This is a genomic window from Tistrella arctica (assembly GCF_039630945.1).
Classification (GTDB): domain Bacteria; phylum Pseudomonadota; class Alphaproteobacteria; order Tistrellales; family Tistrellaceae; genus Tistrella; species Tistrella bauzanensis.
Genome location: NZ_JBBKTV010000012.1, coordinates 12,623 through 26,375, shown reverse-complemented (window position 1 = coordinate 26,375; position 13,753 = coordinate 12,623). Strand labels below are relative to the sequence as shown.

The 13,753-nt window shown below is 69.1% G+C and carries 8 protein-coding genes; 6 read left to right on the top strand and 2 right to left on the bottom strand.

Features of this window, described 5'->3' with window-relative positions; translation table 11 throughout:
- Nucleotides 1–38: 38 nt before the first annotated feature.
- On the top strand, nt 39–620 hold the full coding sequence (locus tag WG924_RS23175) for a peroxidase-related enzyme (protein ID WP_372045112.1): 582 nt from the start codon (nt 39–41) through the stop codon (nt 618–620).
- A 122-nt stretch (nt 621–742) separates the two neighbouring features.
- On the opposite strand, the gene WG924_RS23170 is transcribed toward WG924_RS23175, so the two are convergent.
- Entirely contained in the window at nt 743–1,261 is a 519-nt protein-coding gene (locus WG924_RS23170; protein WP_345935421.1) for a hypothetical protein, read from the bottom strand.
- Between the two features lie 288 nt (nt 1,262–1,549).
- Between WG924_RS23170 and WG924_RS23165 the strand changes: the two genes are divergently transcribed.
- The 5 genes from WG924_RS23165 to WG924_RS23145 are packed head-to-tail and all read left to right on the top strand — an operon-like array spanning nt 1,550 to nt 9,975.
- Nucleotides 1,550–3,295: a GspE/PulE family protein gene (locus WG924_RS23165; protein WP_345935420.1), complete on the top strand. Its 1,746-nt coding sequence runs from the start codon at nt 1,550–1,552 to the stop codon at nt 3,293–3,295.
- Entirely contained in the window at nt 3,292–4,542 is a 1,251-nt protein-coding gene (locus tag WG924_RS23160) for a type II secretion system F family protein (RefSeq protein WP_345935419.1), read from the top strand. Before WG924_RS23165 ends, WG924_RS23160 begins: the two co-directional genes overlap by 4 nt.
- Nucleotides 4,539–7,463: a hypothetical protein gene (locus tag WG924_RS23155; RefSeq protein WP_345935418.1), complete on the top strand. Its 2,925-nt coding sequence runs from the start codon at nt 4,539–4,541 to the stop codon at nt 7,461–7,463. The genes WG924_RS23160 and WG924_RS23155 overlap by 4 nt, the downstream gene beginning before the upstream one ends.
- The gene (locus tag WG924_RS23150) at nt 7,460–9,283 is read left to right on the top strand and encodes a type II secretion system protein GspD (RefSeq protein WP_345935417.1); all 1,824 of its coding nucleotides are present in this window, start codon (nt 7,460–7,462) and stop codon (nt 9,281–9,283) included. The genes WG924_RS23155 and WG924_RS23150 overlap by 4 nt, the downstream gene beginning before the upstream one ends.
- The gene (locus tag WG924_RS23145; RefSeq protein WP_345935416.1) at nt 9,280–9,975 is read left to right on the top strand and encodes a type II secretion system protein; all 696 of its coding nucleotides are present in this window, start codon (nt 9,280–9,282) and stop codon (nt 9,973–9,975) included. The genes WG924_RS23150 and WG924_RS23145 overlap by 4 nt, the downstream gene beginning before the upstream one ends.
- A 166-nt stretch (nt 9,976–10,141) precedes the next feature.
- Here the strand turns inward: WG924_RS23145 and WG924_RS23140 are convergent, their stop codons facing one another.
- On the bottom strand, nt 10,142–13,660 hold the full coding sequence (locus WG924_RS23140) for an ATP-binding protein (RefSeq protein WP_345935415.1): 3,519 nt from the start codon (nt 13,658–13,660) through the stop codon (nt 10,142–10,144).
- Nucleotides 13,661–13,753 lie beyond the last annotated feature (93 nt).

Genomic DNA, 13,753 nt, shown 5'->3' with positions numbered 1-13,753 from the left:
GCCCGTCTCTTCTGGCCGAACTCCGGAGTGCTTCCCCCATGACCACCATGCCGATCAACACCGCCATCAGCCGCTTTTCCGTGCCGGCCCTGGCCGACATGCCCCAGGACATCCGCGACCGCCTGCTGGCGGTTCAGGAAAAATCCGGCTTCATCCCGAACGTGTTTCTGGTGCTGGCGCGCCGCCCGGATGAATTCCGCGCGTTTTTCGCCTATCACGACGCGCTGATGGACAAGCCCGGCAATCTGAGCAAAGCCGAGCGAGAGATGATCGTGGTGGCGACCAGCAATGCCAATGGCTGCCAGTACTGCGTGGTCGCCCACGGCGCCATTCTGCGGATCCGTGCCAAGAATCCGCTGATCGCCGACCAGATCGCGATCAACTATCGCAAGGCCGACATCACCGATCGACAGCGCGCCATGCTCGATTTCGCCATGAAGGTGGCGTTCGAGGCGCAACTCGTGGACGAAGACGACTATGCCGGCCTGGCAGCCCATGGTTTCACGGAAGACGACGCCTGGGACATTGCCGGCATCGCCGCGTTCTTCGGCCTGTCGAACCGGATGGCGAACGTCACCCGGATGCGCCCGAATGATGAGTTCTACAACATGGGTCGTTGAACCACCGACCATCCGGCCATGGTGCAGACACCGGCCTCCGCAACGATCCCGACCGCCGGCAGCATTCCGCTGCCGGCGGTTCTCGTTTGATGAAGCGATGTTCAGCCTGAACCCTGCATCGTTCAGGACGGCGGACAGATGATGCCGTGAACCCCGGTGAAGGCCGGCTGGCCATAAGCCAGAACCCGATCGTCGAACCGGTCGGAACCACCGGCCACGAATGCCGCGATGGCGAAATCGCCGTCGTCATCGGCATTCTCGGCCTCGGCGCCATCGGTCGCACCCGGTGCGCGACCGCCATCGGCCAGCAATGCGCCGCCGCCAGGACCGTGGGCCACCAGCACCACCACCGGATGCGCCGGAGAGCCGCCGGCAAGCGACAGCGCGTCGAAACCATCGGCGCCCGCGCACCAGGCAGCAAGGCTGTCGGTCGCGGTTGCGCGGGCATCGACCGCATAGGTGAAGGGCCGCCGCCAGCCATCGACCACGGCATCGCCCGGCAGGCCCAGACTGGCCGCCGGAACCCGCCCCACGGCAGCATCGCTGCAACCTGCCGCGGCAATGCCACCGCCTGCATCATCCGCCGGTGCCGGGCATGGCAGGTGACCATGTCGTGAAAGTTCAGCCGCAAGAACAGCCATCACCGCATCCAATCTTCTTTCGGTTGCAGTCGCTCGGGCTGCCGCGGCCTGTCCCCGCATCAGCGGCAGCACACTGCCGATCAGCAAGGCGAGCACGAATAACGCAATGGCAATCTCCACCAGAACGAAACCATCCTCAGCCTTTGATCGTCCCACGCGATTCCGACTCGACAAGTGATAACCCCTTCAGTATTTCATTCTAGACGATGGTATCTCGATAACCAGAACACCTTATACGGTCTTATTCCACAGCTTTTGCGTTATTTCTATAGGTAGTGGATTTTCATTATGAATATGATTAACGGTAGCAATTCCACCAGCAGGCCCCGGGATCTGGTTGATGCGCTGGTGGCGCGGGGGCTGATCGCGCCGGATGCGGCCGATCTGGTCCGGCGCGAGGCCGCACGCATTCCCGGCGGCTCATTTGTGCGAGCCGTGGAACATATGGCGCTGGTCGACGAGGCCGATCTGGTGTCGGTGCTGGCGACCGAATCCCGCCTGGGTGTGTGGGCGGGTGTGGATGGCGGGCCGGACCACCCGCCGCTCGATGCGGCGCTGGGCCGGCGGATGACCGCCGAGGCGCTGGTCGCCGCCGGCACGGTCCCGATCGCCGTCACGACCGGACGGCTGGTCCTTGCCATGCTCGATCCGGACGATCTGGCGGCGGCCGAAACCATGCGGCGTCGCCTGGGGCATGGCGGCGGCATCACGGGCGTGGTCATCGGCCGCACGGCCTTTGCCGGCCTGATCGGCCATCTCCATCGCGGTACGGAACTGGTGGATGCCATGATCCGCGCCGCCACCGATCGCGGCCATGGCGACGGCCTGACGATGGCGGCGGAGGCCGCCGCATCCGACGATCCGTTCCGCGATGCCCATGCGCCCGCCGCGGAAGAGAGCAGCATCACCCGGCTGGCAGACGGGCTGATCACCAGCGCGGTGCGCGCCGGGGCATCGGATATTCATCTGGATCCCGCCGCCGGCCATATGCAGTTGCGGCTGCGGATCGACGGGGTGCTGAACGCCTATCGGGTGCTGGATGCCAGCCTGGCGCTGGGCCTGATCACCCGGCTGAAGGTGCTGGCGGGACTGGATGCCGTGGTCACGCTGCAACCGCAGGATGGCCGCTTCACCACCAGCGCCGACGGCCTGCCGGTGGATATCCGCATCGCCACCCACCCGACGGTTCACGGCGAGGCCGCGGTTCTGCGCCTGCTGGATGCCGACCGGCAACTGATGCAGCTTGGCGGGCTGGGGCTGGCGCCGCCGGTTTCGGCCGCACTGGCCCGGGTGGTGCTGCGGCCCGACGGGATCATCGTGGTGGCCGGGCCGACCGGCAGCGGCAAGAGCACCACCTTGCGGGCGCTGGTGGGCGCGATCGACCGGCGGCGGCTGGCAGTGGCGACGCTGGAAGATCCGGTGGAATACCCGCTCAACGGCGTTCGCCAGACCGACCTGTCGCGCCTGCCGGGGCTGGACTTCGCCAGCGGCATCCGGTCGCTGATGCGCCAGGACCCGGACGTGCTGCTGATCGGCGAGATGCGTGACGAGGCGACCGCCGCCATGGCTTATCGCGCCGCGATCACCGGCCACCGGGTGTTCACCACGCTGCATGCCGGCGACGTTCTGGGGGTGATCGACCGGCTGCGCGATCTGCGCCTGTCGCCCGTCAGGTTGGCAGGCGTGCTGTCGGCGGTGGTGGTTCAGCGGCTGGTCCGGCGGGTCTGCCCATCCTGCACCGATCCGGTCCCGCGCGATCCAGATGCCGTCGGCATGAAGGTGCGCGCGCGGCCGCGTGGCTGCCCTGCCTGCGGCTTTCAGGGTTTCCGTGGCCGGATACCGGTCTGCGAACTGCTGGTGCCGGATGCGGCGTTCGAGGCCTTGCTGGCCGAGGATGCGCCCCGGCCGCGTCTGGCGGCCGCCCTCGCCGCGGCCGGGCACCGACGGCTGATCGACCATGCCCGCGACCTGCTGGCCGGCGGCCAGACCACGCGGGCCGAGATCGAAGCCGTGATCGGGCCGCTCGACGCATGACCACACCATCCGATCCGATGGCCGGGCCGCAGGCGGGCCTGTGGCGGTTCCGTGCCGTCGATGCCGACGGCACGCTGATCCGTGGCCGGATAGCGGCCAGCGATGTCGATGCGGCCGCCGGCCGGCTGGAGGCACGCGGACTGGACCCGATCGCCATTCGCCGCATCCGCGATGGCGGACGGTGGCGGGCGCGCCTGTCGGGCTTGCTTGCGGGAGAGGCCGAACGCCATGCCGCCCTGGCCGAAGGCTGGTCGGCGGTGGCGCTGCATCTGTCGGCCGATCGCGATCTGCCGGCAGCGCTGGATGCCGCCTGTCGCGGCGGCCTTGCCCGCACCGTGGCGCGGCCGTTCGCGGCCATGGCCGGGGCGATCCGCACCGGCCGGTCGCCAACCGACGCCGCCGCGGCCTGCGCGTCCGATCTGGGCCCGGTGGCACCGGCGGTGTTCGCGGTGGCCGAACGCACCGGCCGTCTGGTTCGGGCGATCGAGGATCTAGCCCGCCATCACGAGATGGAAGGCGGCATTCATGGCCGCATCACCCGCGCGCTGCGCTATCCGATGGTGCTGGGCCTGACCACCACCGCATCGATGGTGGCGCTGATCGGCGGCGCCCTGCCGGAACTTGCCGGCCTGATGACCGAGCTGGGCGTGGACAGCGACGACCCCACCCTGGCGCTGGCGATCGCCATCGGCGATGCGCCCGAACTGGCCATCGGCCTGATCATCGGCCTGCCGGTCGCACTGGTTCTGGGCCTGCGGCTGGCAAGCCGCAGACCCAGCGTGGCCCGACTGCTGGACCGCTGGTCGCCTGTGATGCGGCTGCGTCATCAACTGGCGGCCGCGCGCAGCCTGCGGGCGCTGGTTCTGGCGGCCGATGCCGGCGCGCCGGTGACCGATGCCCTGGCACTGGCGGCAATCGGTGCCGCCGATCCCGACCTTGCCGGCCGGCTCGACGATGCCCGGCGCCTGATCGCACGCGGCATGCCGCCCGCCGATGCGCTGGCAATGCTGGAACCCTGGCCACCGGTTGCCCAGGGGCCGCTGGTCGCGGGCGCCGCCGCCGGCCGGCTGACCGAGGCGGCACGCAGCGCCGTGAAGGCGCTGGATCGCAGCATCGAACGCTCGGTCGACCGGCTGACCGCCTTGCTGGAACCGGCGCTGGTGATGGTCCTGGCTCTGGTCATCGCCGGCATCGGCCGGCTGGTGCTGGGCGCGCTCTATTCCGGTCTGGCAGAGGTCGGCGGATGAAGCGGTCGGTCATCGGCCCACGAACGCCGCGCCCCGTGCTGCTGCTGGATCAGGGCGGGCGGCTTTGGACGATCGGCCGGGTGCCGGGCGACCCGCACGGGCTGATCGCGCATCCCGGCCCCGACACATCCGGCAGATGGCGGCAGTTCGCAACCGATGCCGGTCGTCACTGGTGGCGTCGGGCCGCGATCCCGCTGGTGGTCGATCGCGGCCGGCCGGCGGTGGCGGTGATCGCCGTGCCGCGGCTGGGCCGGCGGATGCGACGCGCCATCGAAGACCGCCGCTGCCACGCCGCCGGTCAGGAACTGGGTATCACCGCCGGCTTCGCCTGCCTGTCGCCGCTGCCACCATCCGACAACCAGGCCCTGCAAGACCCCCGGCGACGGCCCATGCGGCTGAGCCTCAGCCTGATCGCCGCCGATGATGCGCTGATGCAGGTGGTCGCAGACGCCTCGGCCGCAGATATCCGGCTATGCCCGGTTGCGCCGGTCGCCCTGCCCGGCCCGACCGTCGACAGCGCCGCCGGCGACGCGGCTCCCACCGATATGGCAGTGGTTGCCGGTCCCCGCTGGACCGCCCTGCATGTGGCGTTACAGACCACGGCCGGTCATGCCGGCACCATCGACCAGATCCTCTATGAAGCCGGCCATCCGGTTTTTGCCAGCCGGCGGCCGCTCGACGGGCTGTCCGCGGCCGATGCGGCGATGGATGGCGGCCGGGCTGTCAGACGACATCTGCGGCGGCAGCATCAATCCCCGGCACTCGACACCATCCTGCTCAGCGATACCAGGCCGGAGATCACCCCGTGGGCCGGACTCTCGGCAGCCGGACGCGGCACGCCGGAGGATGACGACCAGCCACCACGCCATGTGGAACCGCCGCGGATCAGCGGCATGGGGGCCGCGCCGGGGCATCTGGCGCTGATGGCGGTGGCCGGGCTGGTGGATGGCGCGCCGCTGCCGCACCTGCGGACCATCGGCGATACGCCCGGCCGGGGCACGACGGCGGCTCAAGGGCTGACCGCCAGCCTTGGTGAGACCGGCCCCCGACGGCTGGGCATGGCAGTGGCGGCGCTGGGGCTGGCACTTGCGGTGGTGCTGCCGGGTGTGCAGGCGGCGCGGCTGGTCGACGCGTCCGAGATCGCCAGCCATCGCAGCCTGATCACCCGCACGATGCTGGAGGCAGCCACCCGCATGGCCGGCGGTGCCGCTCCGGCACGGATCGCCGCCGGCGAGCGGGTGGCCGCGGCCCTGGCCGGACTGGCCGCCATGGAGGCGGCGGACCCTGTCGACCTGATCTGCGTGCTCGACCAGCTGGCGATGCTGCGACCCGACGGCATCGTCATCTCCGGCATCGAACGCCAGCCCGGCGATCTGATGCTGACCCTGACAGTGTCGATCGCCGATCCCGATGCCGCCAGCGCCGAACAGCGGCGGCAGGATTTTCTGGGAGCGATCGATGCCGCCGCCTTTGGCCTGGTGGCCCGGAACGGCCCCGCCGGCAGTGCCCAGGCCATGGCGCCGCTGACCCGGCCGCCCATGGAGCTTGTGGTCGCAGACAGCCCGATGCCGGACGCGGCGGCCCCGTTTCTGGGCAAGGTGGTCCTGATCCCGGACAGGCAGCAACCTGCCACCACCGATACCGCAGGTGCTGTCTGTCGGCGGGGCGGCCCGCCACTGCAATCCACGACGGCGGCGCCGGCCTCCATGCCGGGCCCGATGTCACCGGCCATCGCCTCTCGGGCCGGCCGACTGCGGCCCGGCTGGCAACTGCGGACCGGCTGGCGACCGCGAGGTGGCTGGCGACCGGGGCAACCGCGTGGGACCGCCGCGCCTGTGGCCGGGATGCAGCAGAATACCAGTCACGATGCGAAGCGGCGGCGGACCCTGTCGCTGCCGCTGGTTCTGCTGGTGGTGGCGGTGATCATGGTCGGGGCGGTTGATCTGCGGCTGGCGCTGGCGGTACGCGATGCCGCGGCCCGCGCCGAGACGGCAGCCGCGCTGACCGATGCCGCCGCCACCGATCGGACCCGGGCCGAAGCGGCCCAATGGCGACTGGAGACGGGGCGCGATCTTCTGGCACGCGACCCGCGACCGCTGTTCATGCCACCACCGCCGGGCGCGCTGCTTCGCGCGTTGAGCGACCGGGCCGCGGCGGCGGGGGTCACCGCGATCCGCCTGTCGCTGAGCGACGCCCCGACAGAACCGGTGACGGCGGCCGGTCGGCAGTCCGGGCCCCGCACCCTGCCCCATCCGCCGTCCGACGACCTGCTGCCACGGTTGCGACCGGTGGTGGTGACGGCGGACCTGACCGCGCCGTCGGATGTGGAACTGCGACTGGCCATCGCCGCGATGCGGACGGTTCTGCCCGGCCGCGCGGTGCCTTCGCTGATCAGCATCCGCGACCAGCCGGCCGAAGGCGCCACTGTCGCCCGGGTGGCGTTGCGCTTCACCACCATCGATCCAGCATCGCTGCCCGGCTGGACCATGACCACCGCCGACCCGCTGGCACCCTATCTCGCGGCCGAAAGCGCCATCCCGCCTGCCGCCGCCGCCCATCGCGCGCGCCTCAATGACGGCAGCTTCCGGTCGCTGATGCTGTCGATGGCCGACCATCGCCGGCGGCTGAACCAGCGCGACGCGGCGGATGACGACACCGGTGGCGATGCCGCCCCGCCGCCGCGGCTGGTGACACTGGATGGCATCGCACGCGGCCGTGACGGCGGCTGGCGGCTGTGGCTGAACGGCCGCCGGATCAGCGACGCGGCGGAACCGTCGCCGGATGATCCGGTGATCCGGGCGGTGGGTCGCGATCATGTCAGCATCGCCGCCGATCGTCGTGGTGTCGCCGTGGCATTGAAGATCGGTCAGACCCTGTGCATCGGCTCCGCCGGGCAACTGCCGTTGGAGGCGTGCCGATGATCCCCCGCCTGCCGACACGGCCGATCAGGCCCCTGCTGATCATGCTTCTGATCATGCTGCCGGCCCTGATGCTGGCCGCCTGCGGGGCCGCCGATCAGCGCGACCGGGCGCAGGGGTTGAACCGCGACGACTATCGCGCGCTCGCAGGCAGACCGTCCGCCACGCCGCCGCCGGATCAGGGGCCGGTGGATCAGGGACCGGTGGTCCAGCCACCGCCGGTGCCTGATCCCGATGATGACGAGGCCGTCGCCGTGCCATCCGCCGCCGATCTGGCGCTGTTGAACCGCCCGGTGACGATCACCGCCACCGACCGGGTGCCGGTTGCGGATCTGGTGGCGGAACTGGCGGGGCAGGCCGGCATCGATGTGGTGATCGATCCGGCGCTGGATGGTGCCGCACGGGTGTCGCTGGACCGGGCGCCGCTGGGACGGGCGCTTGCGGCGATCGGCCGGCAGGCGGGCTTCGTGTCGCGGATCGAGGACGGCGTTCTGGTGGTGGAACGCGACCGGCCGGTGGTCCGCACCTATCGCATCGAGCAGCCCGATATGGTGCGCAGCGTGCAGGGCGCGGTTGCCGCCTCGTCGGAACTCGACACCGTCGGCGCCGGTGGTGGCGGCAATGCCGATCGCAACGGATCGTCGATCGCGATCCGCAACCACACCGACGGCGATTTCTGGACCGATCTGGAAGGCTCGCTGGCGGCCGTGCTGGGGATTCCGGCTCTGGCATCCGCCGATGTCATGGCCGCCGATCCCGCCCGCCCGCGGCTGACGGTGAACCGCCGTGTCGGTCTGGTCGCCATTTATGGCGATGCCCGCGCACAGGAGGCCGCCCGCCGGGTGATCGACGGCCTGCGCCGCACGGCGGCACGCCAGGTGCTGATCGAGGCGCGGGTGGTGGAAGTTGCGCTGAACGAAGGCTATGAGGCGGGCATCAACTGGTCGGCGGTGCTGTCGGGCGATGTGGTTCTGGGCGGCCGGTTCGGTGCACCCGCCGCCCGGATCGCCAACGGCGTCGATGATGTGTTCAGCGTGGGCATCAATGGCAGCGACATCGATGCGCTGATCGGGCTGGTGGCACGGTTCGGCGCGGTGCGCACCCTGTCGAGCCCGCGCATGACGGTGCTGAACAACCAGACCGCCCTGCTGAAAGTGGCCGAGAACGCGGTCTATTTCACGCTGGATGTGGAACGCGAGACCGATGACGAGACCGGCGACACCCGGCTGACGGTGAATTCCCGCCTGAACACCGTGCCGATCGGTCTGGTGCTGGCGGTGCAGCCGGTGGTGTCGTCCAACGGCAGCACCGTGGTGATGACCGTGCGCCCGACCATCACCCGCGTCGCCCGCGAGGTACCCGATCCCGGCGTGGCGGTGGTGTCGCAGAACCAGGTGGAAAGCCTGGTGCCGGTGGTGGAGGTGCGCGAGCTGGACTCGGTTCTGCGCATGCAGTCGGGCGAGATCATGATCATGGGCGGGTTGATGGAAGAACGCGCCCGCCTGGATGAAAGCGGCGCACCGGTGCTGAAGGATCTGCCCTGGCTGGGCCGGCTGTTCCGCGCCGACAGCGACCAGACCCGGACGGTGGAACTGGTCGTGTTTCTGCGCGCCACCATTCTGGCCGCCCCCGGCGCGGGCCAGGGCAGCGGCACCGTGGCGCCTGCCGATATCGATCTGTATCGCGGCTTCACCACCGATCCCAGACCGTTGCCATTTCCGTCGCCCCGCGATCGCCCGGCGGTGCCGCCGCTTCCGCCTGCCCCCACCTCGAACATCCTTCCCCCGATTCCCATCCCAGATGAAAGCGAGCCCCAAAGATGACGGACATCACATCCATCCGCCCCGACACGGATCAGCCCGCTCCTGGCGCCAGCGATCGGCGCGACCGGCCGGGCGATGGCGATCGCGGGTTCACCCTGGTCGAGGTCGCGATTGCCCTGGTGGTCATCGCCCTGCTGGTCGGCACGGTTCTGCAGGCGCAAGGCATGGTCGGCAATACCCGCGTGCAGGCGCTCATATCGGATGTCGGTGCCATCCGGACCGCCTTCTCCCAGTTTCAGGAACGCTATGGCGCCCTGCCGGGAGATTATGCCGGTGCCGCTGGTCTGAGAACGGGGCTCGCGTCCGGCAATGGCGACGGCGTGCTGGCCGGCACCGGCCCCAGCGATGAAAGCGCCGCGGTCTGGCAGCATCTGACCGCGGCGCAGTTCCTGACCAATCTGAAGATCCCGGCGACGGGTGTCCTGGTGCCGGCAACGCCGCTGGGCGGTCAGTACCAGGTCTTTCAAGATTCCACCGGCACCTGGTTGCGGATCGGCAACATGGCGACCAGCGACAACTCGGGGCCCCTGCTGACGGTCGAACAGGCGCGGCGACTGGATCAGGAACTGGATGACGGTCTGCCCGCCACCGGCGGCATCATGAACAAGACCCCCGCCTGCCAAGGCGAGGGCATCAACATCTATAACCTTACATCCAGCGCCACCTGTCTGGTTCAGGTGCTGATGCCGTGACCGGGCGCGGCACGATGTTTCGAACGGTTATGGTGGTGGCGGCAATCCTGGTCATGCCGCCACCACCGCTGAGTGACCCGCTGCCGCCCGAGCCCGGCCCATCCGTGCTGCGCGATCTTGTGCCCAGAACATCGACACTGGCAGCGCTGACGATGGGCATTCCCGATCAGGGAGTGGACGCCGATGTTTCGCCTCCCGCCACGACATGAAGCCGTCCTGCAACCCGCATCGACGGCAGATGAATGGTCACCGTGGTGCCGATGCCCACGGTGCTGTCGATCTCCAGCCGGCCGCCATGCAGTTCGACGATCGCCTTCGACAGTGGCAGCCCCAGCCCGGTGCCCTCGAAGCGTCGGCTGAGTGCACTTTCGATCTGGCCGAACGGGGTCAGCACGCGATTCAGATCGGCGGGTGAAATGCCGATGCCGGTGTCGCTGACATGAATGTCCAGCCCGCCATCGTCAGGCAGGGTGGCATGAACGGTGACCCGCCCGCCGCGTTCGGTGAACTTCACCGCATTCGACAGCAGGTTCAGCAGCACCTGTTTCATCCGCCGTTCATCGACCATGATCTTGGGCAGATCCGGGGCCAGCCGGGTCTCCAGGGTGATGGCGGCGGCATCGGCCCGGGCCTGCACCATACCGCGGGTGCGGACGACGATCGGCGCCAGGGCGACCGGCCTCTCGTCCAGATCCAGGCGGCCGGCCTCGATCTTCGACATGTCGAGAATATCGCTGATCACCGCCAGCAGGTGGCCGCCGCTATCGGTGATGTCACGGGCATATTGCAGATAGCGCGGATTACCCACCGGCCCCAATGTCTCCAACGCGATCATTTCGGAAAATCCGATGACCGCGTTCAACGGGGTGCGCAATTCGTGGCTCATATTGGCCAGAAACTCGCTCTTGGCCCGGTTGGCCAGTTCGGCCGCCTCCTTGGCGTCCAGAAGGGCGGCCTCGGCGCGCCGGCGTTCCGCCCCCACCAGAGCCAGGGCGATCAGATCGGCCAGAGAGCCCGCGAAGTTCACCTCATCCTGCGCCCATTTGCGCGGCGCGCCGAAATGTTCGCAGCACAGAATCCCGACCAGACGGCCATCGACCCGCACGGTCGCATCCATCAGCGCGCCCAGCCGGTTGCCGCCGCGGGGCAGGTCCATCACTTCGGCCATGGCCGGATGGCCAATGGCATGTTCCACCACCAGCACCCTTTCGGGCATCAGGGCGGCGAAATAGCGCGGCATCGCGGTGATCGAGATCATCCGCCTGTCTTCGGCAAGACGCTGATCCAGAGGCATGTGCGCGCCGGCACTGGCATCGAAATGGTCGACGCAGACAAAATTGCCGGGGGCCGCGCGGCTGGCGGCATCGACCACCGTGTCATACCCCCCTGCCAGCCAGATGGTGACCCGGCCGACATCGATGATTTCCGCCGCCGTCTCGGCCACCACCCGCATCACGCTCAACGGGTCGCCGGTGAACAGGCCACCGCCATGGGCGATTGCTGCGATGGCGCCGTTCTGCCGCCGCAGCCGGGTTTCGCGGCTGCGCAACGCATCTTCGGCCAACCGCCGGTCGGTGATGTCATGAACCACCACCAGTTGTGACGCGGCACCGGCATAGCGCAGCGCGCAGGCGCCAAGCAGCCCCCAGAACGCCCGGCCATCGGCCCGCATCATCGGCGTCTCGAACCGTTCGCTGGCCGTGATGCCCTGCAATTCGGCCAGGGCCAGACCGGCAACGGCAGGGTCGGGAAACAGCCGGTCGAAAACGATGCCGCCGGCGATATCGCCCCCCACCATGTCATCCAGGCCGAACGCCTCGATGGCGGTGCGGTTGGCGAACAGCAGCCGGCGGGTTTCGTGCATGACGATCAGCATCGGCAGGGGTGCTGCCTCGGCAATGGCGCGGAAGCGTTCCTCGCTTTCGGCCAGGGCTCGTTCACGGCGCCGGATGTCTGTGGCATCGCGTGCCACCACCACCAACCCGCCATCGGCGGTGGCCCGCTCGCTCAACTCGATCATCCGGCCATCGGCCAGTTGCACATCGATCAACCCGTCGACCTGCCGGCTCTGGATCTCGGCGTAACGGCGCATGGCCGCATGAACGGTCCCCGCCGTCCCGCTGCGATATGCACCCCGTGTCACACCGGCCCGGATCAGATCCTCAAGCCGGGCGCCCGGCTCCAGCAGGTCTGCGACCATGCTGAACAGGTCGACCATCCGCCGGTTCACCGTCACCAGACGAAGCTCCGGATCATAGATCGCGATCCCCTCGCGGGTGCTGTCGAGCGCATCCAGCATCAGGCGATGGGCTGTCCAGGCACGCGCCTCGGCCTCCAGACGGTCGGTGATATCGCTGGAGACCCCGCGATAGCCGATGATCCGGCCGCGCGCGTCCAGGATCGGCCGGCCGCTGTCCTCGATCATCCGCCGGCCACCCTGGGCATCGATCAGTTCATAGCGCATCCCCTCGAAGCTCTCGCCGGCCTCGACCACCGCCAGATGCGCCTGCCAGCGGCGGTCCTCGGCAGCCCGCCAGTCAGCGGCGGGCAATTCGGCCCGCCGGGTGCCGATCAGCCGCTCGGCGGCAAGCCCCAGCCGGTCGGCGATGCGGCGCGACACATAAGTGAAGCAGCCGTTATTGTCGATTTCCCAGATCCAGTCGGTGGTGATGCCCGAGACGTCCCGGAACCGCTGTTCCGACGCGCTGAGCTGGCGGTTGCGGTCGGCAACCAGCCGCGCATGGTGGGTCACGGTCCGCACGGCCTGCCGGGCGCGTGCCGCAGCACTCCACACCAGCCCCATCATCAGCAGCAATGCAATCGCGACCAGCGGCATGGTCTGCACCAGCAGTGCCCGGCCCGGTCGCGACGGTTCCCAGCTCAGCCAGGCCGCCGGCCGGTTGTCGCCGTCACCCAGGGCGAAAGCCGCGTCGGATGCGGGCTTATGCGGCGTTACGACCATATCGGCCAGACCGGCCACAGCGAAATGATCGATGAAACTGTCGTCCAGCCATTCATAGGCCACCAGGGCCGCAGGGTCGGTCCCGGCCGCGGCCAGTTCGGTGCCAAACACGCTCAACCGTGCGACCAGAACCAGAGCCGACCGGTCGCCCAGCCGCACCACGGCAGCGGTGGCGTCGGGAGGATTGTTCGACGCGGTAAAGGTGCGGCCGACCAGCGGCGCCACCGCCTTCAACAGCGCCAGCGCCGTCCGGTCGACCTCGACGCCATCACCTGCCGCCTCAGCGGCCACGGCCAGATACACCACCGACAGGTCCGGGCGCACCACCACGCTGCCGTCCAGGCTGAACATCCGGTGCATATAAGCCCCGTAATTATCGGTCAGCCATGCGATATCCACCGGTGACGATGCCGCCCGTACGGCATCGTCCCACCAGGTATAGTCGATCATGGTGCGCCGCAGATCATCGACGCGGGCGTCATACAGCCCCTTCACCAGCCGCTGCTGTTCAGACAGCGCGCCCCGGTCCTGAACGATCGCGGCCGATACCACAATCACGCCGACCAGCAGAATACCGATCAGCATCACGCCCAGAATTGGCCGGATCAGCTTGCCGAAGCTGACATTCGCAAGCCCGGCTCCACCGGCTGTGGTCTGGTTCGATCGCTGACTGCCCGGCGCCCCGTTCTCCGGTCGGTTGCGATGCTGGATGCCGATGCGCACGGACGCCCTATCTCCTCACCGGATCACCGGACCGGGCCTGCAGCCGTCTCGGACTGTGGATTCCGCGGGCTGCGACGTTCCGTGGAACATCAA

What these genes read in the sequence shown, in the direction of transcription:
- WG924_RS23175 (WP_372045112.1), top strand. Translation starts at nt 39, where the DNA reads ATGACCACCATGCCGATCAACACCGCCATCAGCCGCTTTTCCGTGCCG.
- WG924_RS23170 (WP_345935421.1), bottom strand. Translation starts at nt 1,261, where the DNA reads ATGGCTGTTCTTGCGGCTGAACTTTCACGACATGGTCACCTGCCATGC.
- WG924_RS23165 (WP_345935420.1), top strand. Translation starts at nt 1,550, where the DNA reads ATGAATATGATTAACGGTAGCAATTCCACCAGCAGGCCCCGGGATCTG.
- WG924_RS23160 (WP_345935419.1), top strand. Translation starts at nt 3,292, where the DNA reads ATGACCACACCATCCGATCCGATGGCCGGGCCGCAGGCGGGCCTGTGG.
- WG924_RS23155 (WP_345935418.1), top strand. Translation starts at nt 4,539, where the DNA reads ATGAAGCGGTCGGTCATCGGCCCACGAACGCCGCGCCCCGTGCTGCTG.
- WG924_RS23150 (WP_345935417.1), top strand. Translation starts at nt 7,460, where the DNA reads ATGATCCCCCGCCTGCCGACACGGCCGATCAGGCCCCTGCTGATCATG.
- WG924_RS23145 (WP_345935416.1), top strand. Translation starts at nt 9,280, where the DNA reads ATGACGGACATCACATCCATCCGCCCCGACACGGATCAGCCCGCTCCT.